Raw genomic sequence first — 18,034 nt, 5'->3', positions numbered from 1 at the left:
TCGCCCTTCCGCAGTTGCGCTTCACTTCGCTCGCCATGACCAGCTTACGGTGGGACTTCCACCCACAAGAATGCGCCCATGCTGGGCGCACAACATATAAGAGCGGGATTAGACATCCCGCTCCTGGCGCTATCGATAGGATCTGAAAATGAACGTTCTCCGGATCACTCCAGTTCGACATTCTCGACGGTAATGCCGGATTGGAACGTGAGAAAACCTGGGATGTTGGTAAAGCCCTTGACCTTCTTGCTGAGCCCAAAACTTTGGTCGCGCCACATCAGATAAACGAACGGCGATTGTTCGAGAGCACGATCCACGAACTGGCCGTAGATCTTCTCGCGCTCGCCGGCGTCGAGCGTGACACGTCCCTTATCGAGAAGGTCGTTGATCACTGTGTCATTGAAGTAGGCGGAGTTGTTAAGCCGTACCAGCTGCTGGCCACCATAGAAGAAGTTGCTGAGCCAATCGGGGTCCGCAATGTCCCCGGCAGTACCTGCAACCAGGAAGTCGTAGTCGCCTGCATTGTTCTTGGCGATACGGCCCGACCAGTCGGGAAGATCGAGCCTCGCGTTGATGCCGATCTTGGCAAGCTCGGCCTGCACAGCGATCGCGGTGTTGTTGTGGAAGCCATATTGCGAGGTGGAGAGCAGGCGGGCTTCGAAACCGTTCGGATAACCTGCCTTGGCGAGCAGTTCCTTGGCCTTTGCGATGTCATACTTGAAGAAGTTCGCCTTTTCCTTCGAATACCCCATGTAGCCTTCCGGGATCGCGATGCCGAACAGCGGAGTACCGCGGCCGTTGAAGGCGGTGTTGATCACGGTTGCACGGTCGATCGCATAGGAAATCGCCTGCCGCACTTCCGGCTTCGAGAATGGTTCGAACTTGGTGTTGAACTGCAGCATCATGAACGGGCCGGTGGTACTGGCCAGCTTCAGGTCCGAGCTGCCCTCGATCGAGCCGGCATCCTTCCAAGGAACGTAGTCGATGATATCGACGTCGCCGGACTTCAGCGCATTCACCCGGGTATTTTCATCGCCGTAGAAGACATAGTGAATGTCATCGAGATGCGGCTTGCCCTTCTTGTAGTAGCCGTCGAACTTCTCGACCGTCAGCTCGCGGCCGCGCTCCCAGTTGACGAACTTGAAGGGGCCTGCTCCAACCGGCGCGGCGTTCGGATCGGTACCATGCGCCTCGATCCAGGCCGCCGGGATGATCGCCGATTCCGGGAGCGCCAGATAGTGGACCAACGGCACGAACGGCTTGGAGAGCACCAGCTTCACCGTCTTGGGGTCCGGCGTCTCGATCGATTGAATGACGCCGAGTTCGTTTCTATAAGTCGCCTTGCTGTCCTTGGCGGTCATGCGCTCGATGGACGCCTTGACGTCCGCCGAGGTGACCGGAGAGCCGTCATGGAACTTCGCGTCGCGCAGCTTGAGCGTATAGTTGAGTGCATCAGGGGCGACGTTGTAGCTCTCGGCGAGTTCGAGCGAGAGCTTGCCGTCGGCGCCGTAGTTGAAGAGGCCGCGATGGATCGCAAGCCGGATGGTTCGCGCCGGCGTGCCAGCGTTGATGGTGCTTTCCAGCGTCGACGGCTCGCCGGAAATACCGAAATAGAGAGTACCGCCATCGGCCAGCGCCTGCTGAGCGAAGGCACTATATGACAGGGCCAAGACGAGCCCGAAGATCTTCCTTTTCATGCTGTACCCCTTCTTTGATTGTGGTTGTCGATGCGAAATTGCCATGTCCGTTACTCCTCCCTGAGGCGTGGATCGAGAATGTCGCGCAGGCGGTCGCCCACCACGTTGATGGCAAGCACCGTCAGGGCGAGAAGAAGGGACGGCCAGATCACATACATTGGGTTCTGGCCGAGATAGCCGCGCGCGGTTCCGATCATCTGGCCCCAGGAAGGTTCTGGCGGCACGATGCCGAGGCCGAGGAAGCTCAGGCCAGATTCCAGAAGGATGGCGGCGGCGACCGTCAACGTCGCCTGCACGACCAGAGGCGACAGGATGTTCGGCAGGATGGCGGTGAAGACGACGCGGCGGGCTGAGGCGCCCATCGCGTGTTCAGCCTCCATGAACTCCATGCGCGAGACCTGCAGCGTTGCGGCGTGCGCGACGCGGGCGAAATGCGGGATGTAGAGAACACCAATGACGACGGCGAGACTGAAGATCCCGCTTTCCCAGAACCCGACCGCCAAGAGTGCCAGAAGGATGGGCGGAAAACTCAGCATGATATCTACGCTGCGCATGATGAGGAATGCGATTAGCGGCCGGCCATAGGCGCCCGCGATGCCGATCATGGTTCCGAAAATCCCGGCGATAACCGTCGCGCCGATCGCCACCAGCAGGGTCGGCTGGACCCCGATCAGCAGGCGGCTTAGCAGATCGCGGCCGAATTCGTCGGTGCCCAGCCAGTGGGCTGCGGAACTGCTCTGATTGACCGTCTGCGGATTGAGCAGAAACGGGTCCTGCGGGGCCAACCAGTTGCCGAAGACACCAATGAAAATGACTGCGACAAGCAGGACGATGCTGGCAAGGAAGGAAGGCTGGTTGCGGGACGCGCGAAGAATTGCCTCGGGGATCACGAGCGTTTCCTCCGGATACGCGGGTCAAGCAGGCTGTAGAGCAGCTCCACCACCAGGTTGATCAGGATGAAGGCGGCCGCGATCGCCAGCATCGCCCCCTGTACCAGAGGATAGTTGCGCGCCGATACCGCCCCGACGAGCAGCGTGCTGAGGCCAGGCCAGTTGAACATGGCCTCGACGAGAACCGTGCCGCCCATGAGGTTGCCGAGCTGCAGGCCGATGATCGTGACGATCGGGATCGCGGCATTGCGCAGCACGTGCTGCCAGATGATCCGCCGTTCAGGCATCCCCTTGGCACGTAGCGCGCGGACGAAATCGCGGCCGAGGATTTCCAGCATGGAGGAGCGCGTCATGCGGGCGATCGACGCTGCCAAGCCGAAGCCCAAAGCGAGGGCCGGCAGGGCCAGCTTGCGGAAATGCTCCAGCATGTTGCGCGATATATCCGTATAGCCGCTTGCCGGAAGCCAGCCGAGCTTCAAGCTGAAGAACAACACCAGCAGCGTGCCCATGATATAAACCGGCACCGATATGCCGATCGTCGCGATCGAAGTCAGCACCGTATCGCGCGTGCTGCCCCGCTTGAGTGCGGCTGCGATGCCGAGCGGAACGCCGATGAGTGCGGCAATGATGATCGCCGCAAATGCGAGCTCGAGCGTGCGCGGCAGGTTCTGCATCACGTAATTGGCAACCGGATAACCATTGGTCAGCGACTTGCCGAAATCGAGATGCAGGGCGTTCCAGAGCCAGACGAAATATTGGGACAGCACCGGCTGGTCGAGGCCAAGCTGGCTGCGCATCGAGGCGATCGCCTCCGGCGATGGATTGCTGTCGGCACCGAGCAGCAAAAGCACGGGGTCGCCCGGCATGATGTACATGACGGAGAAGATCAGGGTGGCGACGACGAGAAGCTGGACGATGGCCGTCAGGAGCTTTCGCGCAACAAGGAGCAGAGCCCCTGCGATCGACGCGTTCATGTGGCCACCTTTCCGCCGCGCATCGAACCGACGGTCGGCACGGCATCCAGCAAGATGCGGGTATAGGGCTCCCTAGGATTGCCGAAGATCTCGGCGGCAGATCCGTATTCCACGATCCTGCCCTTCTGCATGACCGCGACCGTGTCACTGACATGTTCGACAACCGAAAGGTCGTGGGAGATGAAGAGGTAGGTCAGTTCGAACTCCGCCTGCAGATCTTTGAGCAGGTTCAGCACCTGTGCCTGGACGGAGACGTCGAGTGCGGAGACGGCTTCATCGCAGATGACGAGCGACGGGTTGAGGGCAAGCGCCCGGGCGATGGCAATTCTCTGCCGCTGCCCGCCCGAGAATTCATGCGGATATTTCTGGGCCGCCGTGGCGGACAGGCCAACGGCTTCGAGCAGCGAGAGGACCCGTCCCCGGCGCTTTATCGCATCACCGTCGGCGAAGATCACCATCGGCGCCTCGATGAGCTGGGCGACCGTCTGGCGTGGGTTGAGCGAACCGTAGGGATTCTGGAAGACCATGGCGATCTCGCGCCGGAAAGGCCGCATCTCCTTGTCCGAAAGCGCTGCAATGTCCTCGCCCTTGAACAGGATCTGGCCGGAATCGGGCTTGTAGAGCCTGATGACAGCACGAGAAAGCGTGCTCTTGCCGCAACCGGATTCGCCGACGAGGCCAAGCGTCGTGCGGGGTGCGACCGACAGGCTGACGCGATCAACGGCGCGCATCTCGACCGGCATGGCGAGAGGCGAAGGTTTTACCCAGTAGGACTTGCAGAGATCACGGATCTCGAGAAGCGGGCGATCACCTTCAGGCGGGACCGGCCCGGCGGATGTCGGTCGGGGGCGCGGCTCGGGCCGGACACTGCGCACTCTTCCGGACGGATCGCGCTCGATCACCGGCAGCCGTTCAGCCTCGCGGCCAAGCGACGGCATGGAATCGATCAGCGCCCTGGAGTAATCGCTTTGGGGGGCGGCAAAGAGATCGGCGGTCGACGCCTCCTCCATCTTGTCGCCGGCATACATGACCACGACGCGGTCGGCGACTTCGTAGATGACGCCGAGATCGTGGGTGATCAGCAGGATCGCCGCGCCGACTTCCTCGTTCAGTTCGCGGAGCAGTTCGAGCACCTGCTTCTGCACCGTGACGTCGAGCGCAGTGGTGGGTTCGTCGGCGATGATGATGCGCGGCCGGCAAGCGACTGCCATGGCGATCATGATGCGCTGGCACTGGCCGCCGGACAGTTCGTGCGGATAGGAACGCATGGCGCGATCGGGATCGGGGATCAGGACTTTTTCCAGCAGTTCGCGTGCCTTCCGGCGTGCATTCGCGCGTCCGATGGGCTCATGCAGAAGGATCGCTTCGGCGATCTGGTCGCCGCAGGTGAAGATTGGATCGAGCGACGCCATCGGATCCTGGAAAATCATGGCGATATGGCGCCCACGCAGCTTGCGCAGGTCCCCCGGCGGCAGCTTCAGGATATCGATCCCGTCTACCAGGACCTCGCCGCTGGTGACCACCGCGTTGGGCGGAAGAAGGCCCATCACGCCAAGCGACGTGATCGTCTTGCCGCTGCCGCTTTCTCCGACCAGTCCGAGGATTGCTCCCGGCTCGATCGTGAAATCGATATTGCGCACAGCGGACTTTAGCCCGGTGCTGGTCTTGAAGGCGATCGAGAGGTTTCTGACTTCGAGCATTTAGCCTCCTCTCAGACCTGTTCGTTGGCGGTGATGGGAGCCGCATGGCCGAATGCGCCGTCGATCCCGCAGATTTCGGCTGCAAACTGGCGGCCCTTTTCCATGGCAATCGCAATGGCGTCTGCGGAAGGCCGGTTGCCGCGCGTCCAGCCTGCCGCGAGCAGCGACAGCAGTGTTGCCGTGATGAACGCGTCGCCGGCGCCGAGCGTATCGACGACATTGGCGGGTTTTGGCAAGACGGAAATGAAGTCGACGCCGTTATAGGCCGTGGCGCCTTCCGGTCCAAAGGTCGCCAGAGCCAGACTGCAGCCGTTGGAAACGGCTTGTCGCAAGGCTTCAAGACCGCGCTCGCAACCGATGTCGCCTGCCGAAAATGCCGCGAAATCAATATGTGGCGTGACCGGCCCTATCAGTTCGTCCACCTGCCACCGATAGGAAAAGTCATAGGATAGTAACGCACTTGCGTTCCTCAAGGCCGCTAGGTGCAGATTGAGATGGCTATAGCAGCTCGTGTGCACGAGCCGGAAACCGGCGATATAGTCGAGATCGGTTTGGCTCGGCGTGAAGGGATTTTCCCGGGCAACGCCGCCCCTGTTGGAAAACACGAACTCGCGGTTTCCATCAACGACGCGCACGTCCGCATGGCCGTTCTCGCCGTCTACAATCCGGCAGAGTGTTGTTGGAATGGCCAATTCTTCGAGAGTGGAGCGCACGTGGCGACCGGCCGCATCCGTGCCGAACGTGCCGAGAAAGGCCGCGTCCGCGCCGAGCATCCTGGCGTAGACTGAAAAATTGAGAGCATTGCCGCCCGGGTACATCTTACCCGCATTTAGGTAGCGGTCGACGACATTGTCGCCCAGTCCAAGGACTTTGAAGCTCGAATATGTCCTGTCAGGCGTCATCATTCCCCGACCGCCTTTCTGTAATGCGAGGCCGAGACGGATAAGACATCCGCCGATCGCGCAGCCCGACCCGGGGCGAAATTCTCACGCCCGAATAAAGGGTTATGTCGGCGGATGTCTTCGTCATCAGTAATCGACTTTCCACATGTAGCGACGAACGCTGAGCGGATGCTCGCGCAGGACCGAAAGCGTATGGGCGAACCAGTACCAAGTGACGCCTATCACGAAAGGCGACAGCAGCGGCGAGACATCCCCATAGCGGCCGGCATCGAAGGTGATGATCTTGTCCGTGACGCGGCGGGTGAACTTCAGCGCCCGCTGGTCGATCTTGCGGTTCTCGCCATTGTCCATCAGGAAGACGTAGGCCATCTCCGGGTCGGCGACCTCGAACGGACCGTGGCGGAATTCGCCCGAATGGATGTCGGAGGCGTCGAGCCACAGCATCTCGTTGAAGATGCAGATCGAATACTGGTAATTCAGCGCCGACAGGATGCCGCTCGAAAGGACGTAGTAGATGTTCTCGTCCTTGTAGCGGCGGGCGAGTTCCATGCCCCGCTCGCGCTCGGCATTCTTGATGTCGTGCAGCTTGGCAGGCATCGCCTCGAGATCGGCAATGAGCTGGGCGCCGACCGGATTGCCGAGGCGCTTCAGGAAATGGGCGGCGAAGAGATAGGCGATCATCGTCTTCGGCATGCCCGGCAATTCCTTGCTGTAGGGCAGCAGGTAGTCGCAGATCCTCGCTAGGCCGCTGTCATGACCGGAGGTCAGCGCCACGGTGATGGCGCCGGTGGTCTTCGCCCAACGGGCCGCGACGACGGTATCCTCGGTCTCGCCGTTATGGGATGTGAGGAGCACGACAGCCTTTTCGTTGACGGGTTTCGGACGTCGCGTTTCGAGTTCCGTCGAGTTGATGCGCTCGATCCTGAGGTCGCAATATTTGTCGAGGATGTATTTGACCGGCTCGATATAGGAATTCGAGCCGCCGGCACCGACGAGATAGATAGAGTCGATCTGGCGCGACGAGAAGATTTCATCGACCAGCTTTTTGGCAACCGGGTTGCCGTCGCGGAAGGTCATCTCCAGGACGCCCTTCAGATAGTCCCCTTCGAGGTAGTTGGGGTTCGGAGCGGACTTGATCTGTTCGTCGCTCGGCGTCAGGTTTTCGAGAGCCATGTTATTCATTCTCCAAAGGGAATTCAGGAAGCACGGCCGAAGCCGCCGCCGCCCGGCGTTTGCAGGAACAGGCTGTCCCCGCGGTTCATCAGGATGTTGGTGATCGAGATGTCGTATTCCTTGACCGTCCCGTCGGCACTCGCGAATTTTAGCCGGGCGACCTCGCCCGGGCCGCCGCCGAAAACGCCGTCAGCCGGAGTGCGCAGACCTTCGCAGGAGGCATTTGCCCGGACCCCGTCCGTCATCGCGACCACCTCGCGGACGATGCCCATGCCGCCCGTCGTCTGGCCTTCGCCACCCGAGCCGGTGGCGAGCGCATAACGGCGCACCATCAGCGGATATTCGATTTCGAGCGCTTCGGCCGGCAGGTTCGAGGTGTTGGTGATATGCACCTGAATGCCGTTCATGCCGTCATGCTCAAGGCTTGCGCCCGCACCGCCGCCGACGGTTTCGAGGTAGACGAAACTGCCTTCGCGCGTCTTGTGCGGGCCGAAGAAGATCATCGTCGCATTCATGTCGGCCGAGGAGGCAAACACCTTTTCCCTCGGCAGAACATCGGCGAAAGCCTGGAAGATGGCGCGGACGACACGCTGGCAACTGGTCGAGCGAATACCGACCGCGGCCGGGAATCTCGGACGCACCAGCGTGCCCTCTTCCGCAACGATCGTCACGGGAAGCGCCATGCCCTCGTTCGGCGGCAGAGCCGGATCGAGCAGCGCCTTGATCGTGTAGTAACAGGTGGCGTCGAGGGCAGTCTTGGGAATGTTGACCGCACCTCGCGCCTGAATGTCGGTGCCGGTGAAATCGAAGGTGATGCCATCACCTTCCACCTTTATGGCGACCTGGATGCGGCAAGGATCGAATCCTACGCCATCGCCATCGATGAGGGCTTCCCCCCTGTAGGTGCCATCCGGAAGATCGCCGATGCGCTTGCGCAGCCGGCTTTCCGAATAGGCGATCAGGTCGTCGATCGCCTTTTCGACGGTGGCGATGCCGAACTGATCGGCGAGCGCCACCAGCTTGCGCTGGCCGATCGCATTGGTGGCGATCTGCACCTTGAGGTCGAGAATACGTTCCAGCGGATCACGACTGTTGGTGCTGATAAGCTTGACGATCTGCTCGTCCAGCATGCCCTCACGGGCGATTTTCAGCACCGGAATGCGGATCCCTTCGGCGAAGATGCTGGTTTGGCTGGGATCGCAGGAGCCGGGAACGCCGCCGCCGACATCCGAATGATGGCCGAGGTTGGCGGCGAAGAAGCAGAGCCGGCCTTCGTAGAAAACAGGTGTCAGGATCGAGATATCAGGCGTGTGCGAACCGCCGGCGAGATAAGGGTCGTTACAGATGAATGCATCGCCCGGCTTGATGTCCTCGAGCCTGTAGTTTTCGAGCACCGCCGCGACGCCGCCCTGCAACGAGCCGAGATGCACCGGGATATGCGACGCCTGGACGATCAGACGGCCACGGCCATCGAAGAGGCCAACTGAGCAATCCTTTCGTTCCTTGATATTGGTCGAGAAGGACGAGCGCACCAGGCTCAACCCCATTTCGTCGGTAATCGACATGAACCGGTTGGAGTAGACCTCCATTTCGATGGCGTCGAATTCGCGGGGTGGTTTGACGTGCTGCTGCATCACGCACGGTCCTTCACAAAGCTGAGAATGATGTTGCCATAGGCATCGACGACGCCGGATTGGCCGGGAACCACGTAGGTCGTGGAGGTGAGCTCCTCGACGATCGCAGGGCCTGAGAAAGTCTCTCCCTGCGGCATGGCCGAACGCTTGTAGACCGGCACGGTCTGCCATCCGGCCTGCGGATCGATATAGACCTCGCGCTCGCCGACTATGGCGTCCTTCATGGAGCCTGCAGCGCCCTCGACCATCTGGAGCGGTCCGCCGGCGTGGCCGATCGCCTGGACGCGCAGGTTGACGATCTCGACTGGGTGATTTTCGAGCGCATAACCATAAACGACGCGGTGCGCTTCGGCGAAACGATCAGTGAAATCTTCCGCAGTTGATAGAATGCCCTCGACGCGGATTTCGTGGTTCTGGCCGGCATAACGAGCTTCCGCGATATGCTGAAGCGCACGTTTCTCATCAGGTATGGTTTCTGCCTCCAGCCATTCCCTCGCCTGCACTTGCAGGCCTTCGACCGCCGACGTGATGTCGGGCCAGGCATCATCCTCGACCCGCTTGATCTGTGTGGAGACGAAATCGCACGTCACATCGGACAGCAGCACGCCGCGGGCGCACATCGTGCCAGGGGATTCCGGGATGATGACGGTATTCAGCCCGGTCTCTGCGGCCACCAACGAAGAATGCAGCGGACCAGCGCCGCCGAACGCCATCAGCGCGAAGGACTTGAGGTCATGGCCCCTGTCCATGGACACAGCACGTATCGCGCGGGCCATGTTGGCGACGGCGATGCGGATGATACCCCAGGCCGTATCCTCGACGGAACGGCCGATCCTTTCGGCCACCGCGCCGACGGCCTTGAGGGCGGCTTCGCGGTCGACCGGCATGGCGCCGTCGAGCAAGGCCACCGGATTGAGCCGCTGCAGCACGATATTGGCGTCGGAGATCGTTGCGTCCGTTCCGCCCTTGCCGTAGGCGGCGGGTCCCGGAACTGCGGCGGCACTCTGTGGACCGACCTTCAGGCCGCCGGCATCGTCCAGCCAGGCGATCGAACCACCGCCGGCACCGATGACATGCACGTCAACCATCGGGCAGCGAATGGAATAACCGGCGACGTCGCGGTCGGTGGAATAGGCCGGCCTGCCGCCGGCGATCAATGCGACGTCAGTCGAGGTGCCGCCGACATCATAGGTGATGACATCGAGGAAGGACGCAGCTTTGCCCACCAGTGACGCCCCGACGACCCCGGCTGCCGGACCGGAAAGGCAGGTGCGAACCGGATAGTTGCGCGCCGTCTCGGTCGACATCAGTCCACCGTTCGAATGAATGGTATAGGGCTTTGCTTCGACGCCCGCCTTGCGCGACCGGGCCATGAAACGTTCGAGATATCCATCCATGCGTGGCATGAGATAGGCATTCATGACCGTGGTGGAGATACGCTCGTATTCGCGGAACTCCGGCAGAACATCGCTCGACAGAGAAATGAAGACGGCCGGCAGATGCTGGCGAATGATCACGGCCGCGCGTTGTTCGTGAGCCGGGTTGCGGTAGGAATGAAGGAAGCCGATCGCGACCGCTTCCACGCCTTCTTCCTTAAAACGCCTGGCAGCAGCTTCAACACCAGCCTCATCCAGCGGCACGATGACTTCACCGTCAGGACCGAGACGCTCGGAAACTTCAAGACGCAGCGGGCGCACGACCAGCGGATCGGGCTTGCGAACGCTCATGTCGAAGAGGTCGGGACGGGTCTGGCGGCCGATCTCCAGCACGTCGCGGAAGCCTTCGGTGGTCAGCAGGCCGGTCTTGCCGCCACGACGCTCAATGACCATGTTGGTCGCGACCGTGGTGCCATGACCGAAATGCACGACGTCGGACGACCGAAGCCCACGTTCACCGAAATCTGCAATGCCAATCTCAATGGCTTCCGACGGATCATGCGGCGTCGATGACACCTTGAAGTGCCGCATGCTCCCCGTTTCGTCGTCGAGGACCGTAAAGTCCGTGAAGGTGCCGCCGACATCGATGCCGACCCTGATATTGCCCATGATGCTCTGGTCTTCTGCATTGTGGCTGCGGCTTCACGCCGACGCCTTGCCTGTCATGGACATGATCTAAAATCCGCTAGCGCATCTTGTAAAATTCAATTATTCGAGCTTTCCATTCCAAAATGGAATGTCACGGAGGCGCGGGTCATGCGACGGATCAAGCTTAGACATCTCGACACACTGGCCGCCTTTATGAAGACGGGCTCGGTAACTGAGGCAGCGCTGGTGCTCCACACCACCCAGCCGAATGCCAGCAAGTCCCTGAAGCAGCTTGAGGATTTTGCAGGTGTGAGGCTCTTTGAACGGAGTGCGGGAAGGCTGCGTCCGACGCCGGAGGCCGAACTCCTTTTCTCGCATGCCACGCGCCTGATGGAAGAGTTGACGGTTTTCGAAAGCCTGTCGCTTGACCTCACCGCCATGGCCCAAGGCTATGTGAATATCGGCATCCTGTCGGCCTTCAGCACAGCCCTCATCCCGATGGCGGTCGAGCGTTTCAACAACCTCTATCCCGGCATTCAGGTCCAGGTCGACCTGCTCGATTCCGACAAGATCCACTCCTATGTCAGCCGCGGGAACTACGACTTTGGACTGGTGCACCATCCCGAACACGAACCCGACCTGATGACGCAGACGCTGAAGACCTCCTCAATGGTTTGTATCATGCCGCCCGACCACATGCTCGCCCAGCATCGTATCATTCTGGCGAGTGACATTGCCGATCAGCCATTTGTAACCTATCCCCGCTCGGTGCCTTTCGGCGCGGCGATCTTCCGATCGCTGTCCGACGAGGGAGTGCGGCCGTCGAATACTCTGATTTCCAATCAAAGCCAGCTCATCCGGCGGCTGGTAGAGCGGGGCCGAGGTGTGGCCCTCGTCGACCAGTTCTCTGTATGGGACGCGAACGAACTGGACCACATTGTCGTCCGTCAGTTCGAGCCGCGAATTCCCGTATCCGTCGGTATGATCTTGCCCAAACGCAGGCCACTGTCGCTCGCCGCGCAGACATTCGTAAGCACCCTAAAGGGCGTGCTCCAACAGGACCCAACTTAGTAGGTGTTCGGTCGCCTTGAACCGATACGAACCTGCAACCCGCCGGCCGGCTTCTCCTGACCCAGCTCACCAACGCGCATCAGTTTCGTTGTTCGCCAAACTGTTTAAATTGCGTCGAAAAGGAGGGTCAGATCGTCCAGCCACCATCAATCGCGAAGGCTTGTCCGGTCGTGTAAGTCGCCCCGGCGATGTAGACCGCGAGATCGGCGATTTCCTCTGCCGCTCCCAAACGGCCCTGAGGCTGACGCGCAATGAAGTTTGCAAGAGCATTGTCGTAGTCACCCGTGGCCTGAAGCCTCTGATGAAGGGACGGACTATCAACGGTACCCGGGCAAATGGCATTGCACCGTATCCCCTGCGCCACGTAGTCGGCGGCGATCGACTTGGTCATGCCGATGACAGCGGCCTTGGTCGTTCCGTAGGCGAAGCGGTTCGGGACGCCTTTGATGCAGGATGCAACAGACGCCATGTTGATGATACAGCCCGATTTCGCATTGATCATGCCGGGCAGAACCGCGCGGGTGGTGCGCACCATCGCTTTCACGTTCAGCTCGAACGCAAAGTCCAGATCACCCTCAGCCATATCCAGTACCGATCCATCGTGCACGATCCCGGCGCAATTGAAGAGAACATCCACCCGGCCAATATCGCCGATGGCGGCCGCAACCGCGCCACTATCGAGAACATCAAGCACGCTTGCCCGGATACCGGGGATACCGTTCAGTTGCTGGATGAGGTCTGGGTTGATATCGGTCGCATGGACTTTTGCGCCGACGGACGCAAACGCCAGCGCCGTTGCTCGTCCAATTCCCTGTGCAGCGGCGGTAACGAAAACAATCCTCCCATCGAGTTTTCCGCTCATGCGACGCCTCCGAAGACCGGAAGGCGAGGATTGGCCGGTGCGGCGCCGAGCTCCCCTCGCTCCAGGCGCTTTGGACGAGCCCATTTCTCGCGCGCACTATTGGAAAGCACGAGACCATGGCCAGGCCTGTCGGGCGCATAGGCATATCCGTCCCGAATCTCGATAGGCCGTTCCACCAGATGGTCAAAGTTCTGGAATGAATATTCCAGCCATTCGACCTCCGGCAGCGCCACGGCCATATGCACGCCTACCTCAAGGAATGTGTTTCCGATGGTGACAGGAATCCCGAGCTCGGCAGCAAGCCAGCCGATGCGCATCACATCCGTGACGAAGGCATGGACGTTGAGAATGTCTGCACCGAACGCTTCCAGCAGGAGCCGCTTGCCATGAACGTCAAGATATTCGCCGGAATTGATTTGTGTCCAGCTTACGGCATGGCGAAGGGTGCGTAGCCCTTCATAGTCATGACGAAGGATCGGATCCTCCACCCAAAGCAACTCGTGGCCGGCAGCCCGGATTGCCTCGAGCTTCATCAAGGCTTCCTTGGAATTCCAGGCCTCATTTGGATCGATCATCACCTTGGATCCGGCTGGCACGCATGACTTGAGAAGTTCCAGGCGTCGCATGTCCCGCGCGAAATCCGTGTGACCGACCTTAATCTTGAAGGCTTCATAACCCTGCGAGGCGGCATATCCGAATAGTTTTACAAAATCATCATCGCTCAGGTGGAAGTCGAGGCCTGAGGCATAGGCTCGAACCCGGTTTCGGCGACTTCCCAGCAGCACATGCAGGGGCAATCCTGCTTCCTTTGCGGCAAGATCCCACAGCGCAACCTGGATGGCCTCGCCGAAAGGCAGTGAAAACGCCCGCTGATTTCCGCCGCGCGGGCGGTTCACGCGATGGACGAGAGCGATCGCTTTCTGTCCTGCCAGCCCCGGCCAAACTTCCCGCTCAAAGATGCTCTCGATTTCCGCCTGATCCGGCAGAGCCGTGAACAGTGTCTGGATAAAGCCGAGACCGACTTCGCCGCTTTCTGAAATCAGCTCCAGTGCGGCGACGTTGGTGTCATCCGCACGAACCTGGCTATCGCCAATTACCCTGTCGCGGGCGAACTGAAAACGCGTTATACGGAAATGAGAAAGTGTCATCACGGTTGCCCTCTGATCGATTATAATCGATGTCTGATCTATCAGATGCTTACCGCTAGCAAATGAACGGAGTAGCCGCAAGTGGCGCTAAAGGCAAAACCGAGCAACGATCAATCCCCCGCGACGCAACGCATGAGCGACGTCGCTTATGATCGAATCCTTGAAGGTCTCTTTGATCGTCGCGTTCCGGTTGGCGCATTCATCTCGCAAAACGAGCTGTCCGCAATCGTCAATGTACCTGTCGCACCGTTGCGCGACGCCTTGCGGATGCTGGAGGCAGAGGGGATCCTGACGATCCATCCAAGGTCAGGCATCCAGTTCGTCCGTCCAGGAATGGAGCTGACGCGTTCGACATACCAATTTCGCATCATCATCGAACGCGCGGCCGTACGGGTTTTCGCCGAAGAAGGCGACGAACATCTCATGGCAACGCTGGAAGTGCGCCATTCCCGGCTGGCCCGCGCCACCGAGAAAGGCATCCTTACGTCCGAAATGCTGGAAGAACTCGACGCTCTGGAGATCGAACTGCACAGCAGTATCATTCGGGCGTTACGCAATCCCCTCATCGAGACAACATACCGCCGCATGCATAATTACCTGCGTCTCTTGAGACTGGACCGAAAGCTGACGCCCCCGATCATCCGGCGCACGATCGGCGAGCATCTGGACATTCTCGAGGCCTGCAGCAAACGCAATGCCGATGCGGCGGAAGCAGCCTTGGTTGCCCATTTCCAAGCTGCAGTTCAAAGAAACCTCGGCCTAATCTGATGCAGTCGCCGCAGGTCAAAGCAGCAGTTGCGCCTGCATTGGAATGGTGTTATCCAATCACCAACTGATCGATCAGAATGATATTCTGATATTTCTGGGAGGGATGGATATGCAGCTGAATCGTAGAGAGCTTATGGCTGGCGCGACGGCAATGGCGTTGGCAAGTCAGATGGGCACTGCGCGTGCCGCCGGGGCAATCAACTACTGGCATCACTTTGCCAGCCAGTCGGAGATGGAGGGTCTCGCGAAGATCATCTCCCTCTTCCAGGCGAAATATCCCGGCACGAAGGTCACACAGGAAGGCATTCCGAATTCGGAATATATGGCGAAGGTATCCTCCGCTGTTGTTGCGGGCGGCAAGCCCGATACCGGTATGGTGATCACCGAACGTTTCGCCGATCTCGTGGCCATGAATGGTCTTGTCGACCTCAGCGCGCGGGTCAAAGCCTGGCCCGGAAAATCGAACTTTCCTGATAATCGTTGGAAAGGCCTGTCTCAGGACGGAAAGATCTATGCGGTGCCCGCATTCGCATTCGTCGACTGGATGTATTATCGCGCCGACTATTTCGAGCAAGCCGGCCTTTCGGGGCCGCCGAAGAACTTTGACGAGTTCGTTCAGGCCGCCCGTAAACTGACCGACCCATCCAAGGGGCGCTACGCTTTCAGCATGCGCGGCGGCGCTGGCGCTTTCAAATACGTGATCGACGTGATGGAAGCCTTCGGCTCACCGATCGTCAAAGACGGTAAGCCTGCCATCGACCGCGCGGCAGCGATCGAAGCGGTGACATTCTATTCCGACCTCTTCGTCAAGGAAAAGGTCGTGCCGCCGAGTGCGCCGAACGACAGCTATCGTCAAATCATGGAGGCCTTCAGGACCGGCCAGACGGCGATGGTCTGGCATCACACCGGATCGTTGAGCGAGATTTCCGGTGCACTGAAGCAAGGCACCCAGTTTCAGACAGCCCCGATGCCGGCGGGACCCAAGGCGCAGATTGCCCGCGTCGCCTATGCGGGCAATGGCGTCATGAAGGAAGACAATATCGAGGACGCCTGGCAGTGGGTCAGCTTCTGGGGGGAGCCGGAAGCGGCGATCGCGCTGCTTGAGGCAACCGGATATTTCCCCGCCTCGACCGCGGCCCTACAGGATCCACGCCTGACGTCGAACAAGATCTATGACGCGGCAGTCAAGACGCTCGATTTCGGGCGCTTGCCCAATACTTTTGTCGGCGCAGCGGGTTGGTCGGAAAACGTCGTCAATCCTGCATTCCAGTCCGTTTTGACCGGTCAGTCCAAACCGACTGATGCAGTCGACAGGATGATCAAGGGTCTCGACGCAGCAATGCGCTAATCCAAGACGAGGGCGCGCCTTGCGCCCTCTCCCCGTCTTCTGAAGGAACGGCGCGAAAGCCGAGGATTGAATGGATACTGGATCTCATCTTCCCAAAACCGGGATGATTGGGGAGCTCTCCGAGACGCGATACTGGATCTACCTGCTCCTTTTGCCGAGCCTGGTGATCATATTGCTCGTGATCGCCTACCCGACCATCTACGGCATGGCGATCAGCTTTCGCGAAATGCGGCTGACTCGGCCAGGCCTCAATGGCTGGGTCGGGTTCAAACATTACCTTGTGATGATCGATGATCCGGTGTTTTGGGTCGCTCTCAAGAACACCGTGCTCTGGGTGACCTTCGCGGTGGTGCTGGAACTGGGATTGGGTTTCATCGCTGCCACGGCTTTGAATCGCAATGTGCCGGGGACCGGGATCTTTGCAGTCCTGATCCTGGTACCCTACTTCCTTCCGAATGTCGTCGCCGGCCATATGTGGGCGCTGCTGCTGGACCCGCGCCTGGGTGTCATCAACGACATCCTTGTCCGCATCGGCATATTGAACAGCTACAAAGCCTGGTTCGCCGATCCGAACACCGCGCTCGCCGCGACAATCTTTGTTGAAGCCTGGCACGGTTTTCCATTCTTCGCCCTGCTGTTGCTTGCCGGCTTGAAAGGGATCCCGCAGGATCTTTACAAAGCCGCCGCAGTGGATGGTGCCGGGCCAATCGCTGAGTTCAGGCTGATTACCGTCCCGATGCTGAAGTCGGTCATCGCGGCCGCCGTGATCCTGCGCGTCATCAGCCTCGTCAACTCGCCGGATCTTCTGCTCATCCTGACCGGTGGTGGCCCGGGCGACGCGACACAAGTCCTGTCGCTCTATGCCTTCCAGACGGCCTACAAGGACTTCAACTTCGGATATGCATCGGCATTGTCGGTCGTGATGTTCGTGATCCTGATGGTATTCGCCTACGCCTACATCCGCCTTTCCAAGATAGGTCGGGAGTAGATCATGGCTGCAACCCGCCGCAGCAGGCGAATGGCTGCTGACATTCTCACCTATTTTGTTCTGGTTTCCATGTCGCTGTTTTGCATCGGACCGATTGCCTGGATGTTTTTGACCTCGCTGAAACTTGAAGCGGACATCGTTACCCAGACAATGCAGTATATCCCCAACCGGATCACCTTCCAGAACTATGTCGCGATCTGGACCCAATCCAGCTTTCCGGTGCTTATCGGCAACAGTTTCATCGTCACCCTCATCACCGTCATTGTTTGTCTCGCGACAGGAACGCTCGCTGCATACGCGTTTTCCCGCTACACTTTCAAAGGTCGCAACACGCTGATGCTCGGATATCTGGTCGTGCGCATGTTCCCGGCGGTCATGATGATCATCCCGCTCTACGTCGTGCTTCGATCCGTCGGACTGATCGACAGCCGCATTGGTCTCGCCCTCGCCTATACGAGTTTCCTGCTGCCTCTATTCGTCTGGATGCTGAAGGGCTTTTTCGATGCAGCGCCGAAGGAGCTAGAAAGTGCCGCGCGGATCGACGGCTCCACCCGCTTTGGCGCCATGCTCTGGATCGTGATCCCCCTCGCCAGAAACGGTTTGGTGGCGAGTTCGATCTTTGTCGCAATCGCCGCGTGGAACGAGTTCCTGTTTGCACTGATGCTGACGACCGGACAGGGCTCCCGGACCTGGCCGGTTGGCCTCCAGTTGATGGTTGGCGAGTTTCAGCTCCCCTGGGGCGTGCTCGCCGCCGGGGGGATACTCAGCATTCTACCGGTCATGTTGATGTTTGCGCTCGTGCAGCGCGTGATGGTGCAGGGCCTGACGGCCGGCGCCATCAAAGGCTAAGGACAC

15 protein-coding genes are annotated in these 18,034 nt (G+C 59.8%); 5 read left to right on the top strand and 10 right to left on the bottom strand.

Annotation, left to right across the window (positions count from 1 at the left end; translation table 11 throughout):
- Positions 1-164: 164 nt before the first annotated feature.
- The 8 genes from EDE09_RS27220 to EDE09_RS27185 all read right to left on the bottom strand — a co-directional run bounded on the left by EDE09_RS27220 (position 165) and on the right by EDE09_RS27185 (position 11,015).
- Positions 165-1,697 carry an ABC transporter substrate-binding protein gene (locus EDE09_RS27220; protein WP_245505252.1) on the bottom strand — a complete coding sequence of 511 codons (1,533 nt, stop codon included), beginning with the start codon at positions 1,695-1,697 and terminating at the stop codon, positions 165-167.
- A gap of 50 nt (positions 1,698-1,747) precedes the next feature.
- The gene (locus EDE09_RS27215; protein ID WP_105370738.1) at positions 1,748-2,587 is read right to left on the bottom strand and encodes an ABC transporter permease; all 840 of its coding nucleotides are present in this window, start codon (positions 2,585-2,587) and stop codon (positions 1,748-1,750) included.
- Positions 2,584-3,561: an ABC transporter permease gene (locus EDE09_RS27210; RefSeq protein ID WP_105370739.1), complete on the bottom strand. Its 978-nt coding sequence runs from the start codon at positions 3,559-3,561 to the stop codon at positions 2,584-2,586. Before EDE09_RS27210 ends, EDE09_RS27215 begins: the two co-directional genes overlap by 4 nt.
- Positions 3,558-5,261, bottom strand: coding sequence for an ABC transporter ATP-binding protein (locus EDE09_RS27205; protein ID WP_132413482.1), 1,704 nt, complete (start codon positions 5,259-5,261; stop codon positions 3,558-3,560). Before EDE09_RS27205 ends, EDE09_RS27210 begins: the two co-directional genes overlap by 4 nt.
- An 11-nt stretch (positions 5,262-5,272) precedes the next feature.
- Positions 5,273-6,166, bottom strand: a complete 894-nt coding sequence (locus tag EDE09_RS27200; RefSeq protein WP_105370740.1) for a fructoselysine 6-kinase — start codon at positions 6,164-6,166, stop codon at positions 5,273-5,275.
- 123 nt (positions 6,167-6,289) lie between these two features.
- On the bottom strand, positions 6,290-7,336 hold the full coding sequence (locus EDE09_RS27195) for an SIS domain-containing protein (protein WP_157948984.1): 1,047 nt from the start codon (positions 7,334-7,336) through the stop codon (positions 6,290-6,292).
- Between the two features lie 23 nt (positions 7,337-7,359).
- On the bottom strand, positions 7,360-8,970 hold the full coding sequence (locus EDE09_RS27190) for a hydantoinase B/oxoprolinase family protein (RefSeq protein WP_132413480.1): 1,611 nt from the start codon (positions 8,968-8,970) through the stop codon (positions 7,360-7,362).
- A complete protein-coding gene (locus EDE09_RS27185; protein ID WP_105370743.1) occupies positions 8,970-11,015 on the bottom strand; it encodes a hydantoinase/oxoprolinase family protein in 2,046 nt (681 codons plus the stop codon). The genes EDE09_RS27190 and EDE09_RS27185 overlap by 1 nt, the downstream gene beginning before the upstream one ends.
- Positions 11,016-11,162: 147 nt before the next feature.
- On the opposite strand from EDE09_RS27185, the gene EDE09_RS27180 reads away from it, so the two are divergent.
- Positions 11,163-12,065 carry a LysR family transcriptional regulator gene (locus tag EDE09_RS27180; RefSeq protein ID WP_105370744.1) on the top strand — a complete coding sequence of 301 codons (903 nt, stop codon included), beginning with the start codon at positions 11,163-11,165 and terminating at the stop codon, positions 12,063-12,065.
- A gap of 127 nt (positions 12,066-12,192) precedes the next feature.
- Here the strand turns inward: EDE09_RS27180 and EDE09_RS27175 are convergent, their stop codons facing one another.
- Together EDE09_RS27175 and EDE09_RS27170 are read right to left on the bottom strand one after the other, a co-directional pair.
- Positions 12,193-12,927: an SDR family oxidoreductase gene (locus EDE09_RS27175; RefSeq protein ID WP_132413478.1), complete on the bottom strand. Its 735-nt coding sequence runs from the start codon at positions 12,925-12,927 to the stop codon at positions 12,193-12,195.
- A complete protein-coding gene (locus EDE09_RS27170) occupies positions 12,924-14,075 on the bottom strand; it encodes a mandelate racemase/muconate lactonizing enzyme family protein (protein WP_132413486.1) in 1,152 nt (383 codons plus the stop codon). Before EDE09_RS27170 ends, EDE09_RS27175 begins: the two co-directional genes overlap by 4 nt.
- 132 nt (positions 14,076-14,207) lie before the next feature.
- Between EDE09_RS27170 and EDE09_RS27165 the strand changes: the two genes are divergently transcribed.
- From EDE09_RS27165 to EDE09_RS27150, 4 genes are all read left to right on the top strand, one after another.
- Positions 14,208-14,843 (top strand): GntR family transcriptional regulator, encoded by a 636-nt coding sequence (locus EDE09_RS27165; RefSeq protein WP_132413476.1) that lies wholly within the window; start codon positions 14,208-14,210, stop codon positions 14,841-14,843.
- Positions 14,844-14,952: 109 nt separating this feature from the next.
- Positions 14,953-16,191: a sugar ABC transporter substrate-binding protein gene (locus EDE09_RS27160; RefSeq protein ID WP_132413474.1), complete on the top strand. Its 1,239-nt coding sequence runs from the start codon at positions 14,953-14,955 to the stop codon at positions 16,189-16,191.
- 70 nt (positions 16,192-16,261) lie between these two features.
- Positions 16,262-17,179, top strand: coding sequence for a sugar ABC transporter permease (locus tag EDE09_RS27155; RefSeq protein WP_105370748.1), 918 nt, complete (start codon positions 16,262-16,264; stop codon positions 17,177-17,179).
- Between the two features lie 3 nt (positions 17,180-17,182).
- Positions 17,183-18,028 (top strand): carbohydrate ABC transporter permease, encoded by an 846-nt coding sequence (locus tag EDE09_RS27150; protein WP_105370749.1) that lies wholly within the window; start codon positions 17,183-17,185, stop codon positions 18,026-18,028.
- The last annotated feature ends 6 nt before the right edge of the window (positions 18,029-18,034 follow it).

The sequence above is a fragment of the Neorhizobium sp. S3-V5DH genome (assembly GCF_004343065.1).
GTDB classification, from domain to species: Bacteria; Pseudomonadota; Alphaproteobacteria; order Rhizobiales; family Rhizobiaceae; genus Neorhizobium; species Neorhizobium huautlense.
Note: the sequence above shows the minus strand (reverse complement) of the source record. Positions and strands in the feature narration are given on the sequence as shown.

Excerpts from the sequence above, each read along its gene's own strand:
- EDE09_RS27170 (WP_132413486.1), bottom strand. The coding sequence starts at position 14,075 with ATGACACTTTCTCATTTCCGTATAACGCGTTTTCAGTTCGCCCGCGAC.
- EDE09_RS27210 (WP_105370739.1), bottom strand. The coding sequence starts at position 3,561 with ATGAACGCGTCGATCGCAGGGGCTCTGCTCCTTGTTGCGCGAAAGCTC.
- EDE09_RS27195 (WP_157948984.1), bottom strand. The coding sequence starts at position 7,336 with ATGGCTCTCGAAAACCTGACGCCGAGCGACGAACAGATCAAGTCCGCT.
- EDE09_RS27220 (WP_245505252.1), bottom strand. The coding sequence starts at position 1,697 with ATGAAAAGGAAGATCTTCGGGCTCGTCTTGGCCCTGTCATATAGTGCC.
- EDE09_RS27180 (WP_105370744.1), top strand. The coding sequence starts at position 11,163 with ATGCGACGGATCAAGCTTAGACATCTCGACACACTGGCCGCCTTTATG.
- EDE09_RS27160 (WP_132413474.1), top strand. The coding sequence starts at position 14,953 with ATGCAGCTGAATCGTAGAGAGCTTATGGCTGGCGCGACGGCAATGGCG.
- EDE09_RS27200 (WP_105370740.1), bottom strand. The coding sequence starts at position 6,166 with ATGATGACGCCTGACAGGACATATTCGAGCTTCAAAGTCCTTGGACTG.
- EDE09_RS27175 (WP_132413478.1), bottom strand. The coding sequence starts at position 12,927 with ATGAGCGGAAAACTCGATGGGAGGATTGTTTTCGTTACCGCCGCTGCA.
- EDE09_RS27185 (WP_105370743.1), bottom strand. The coding sequence starts at position 11,015 with ATGGGCAATATCAGGGTCGGCATCGATGTCGGCGGCACCTTCACGGAC.
- EDE09_RS27205 (WP_132413482.1), bottom strand. The coding sequence starts at position 5,261 with ATGCTCGAAGTCAGAAACCTCTCGATCGCCTTCAAGACCAGCACCGGG.
- EDE09_RS27155 (WP_105370748.1), top strand. The coding sequence starts at position 16,262 with ATGGATACTGGATCTCATCTTCCCAAAACCGGGATGATTGGGGAGCTC.
- EDE09_RS27150 (WP_105370749.1), top strand. The coding sequence starts at position 17,183 with ATGGCTGCAACCCGCCGCAGCAGGCGAATGGCTGCTGACATTCTCACC.
- EDE09_RS27165 (WP_132413476.1), top strand. The coding sequence starts at position 14,208 with ATGAGCGACGTCGCTTATGATCGAATCCTTGAAGGTCTCTTTGATCGT.
- EDE09_RS27190 (WP_132413480.1), bottom strand. The coding sequence starts at position 8,970 with ATGCAGCAGCACGTCAAACCACCCCGCGAATTCGACGCCATCGAAATG.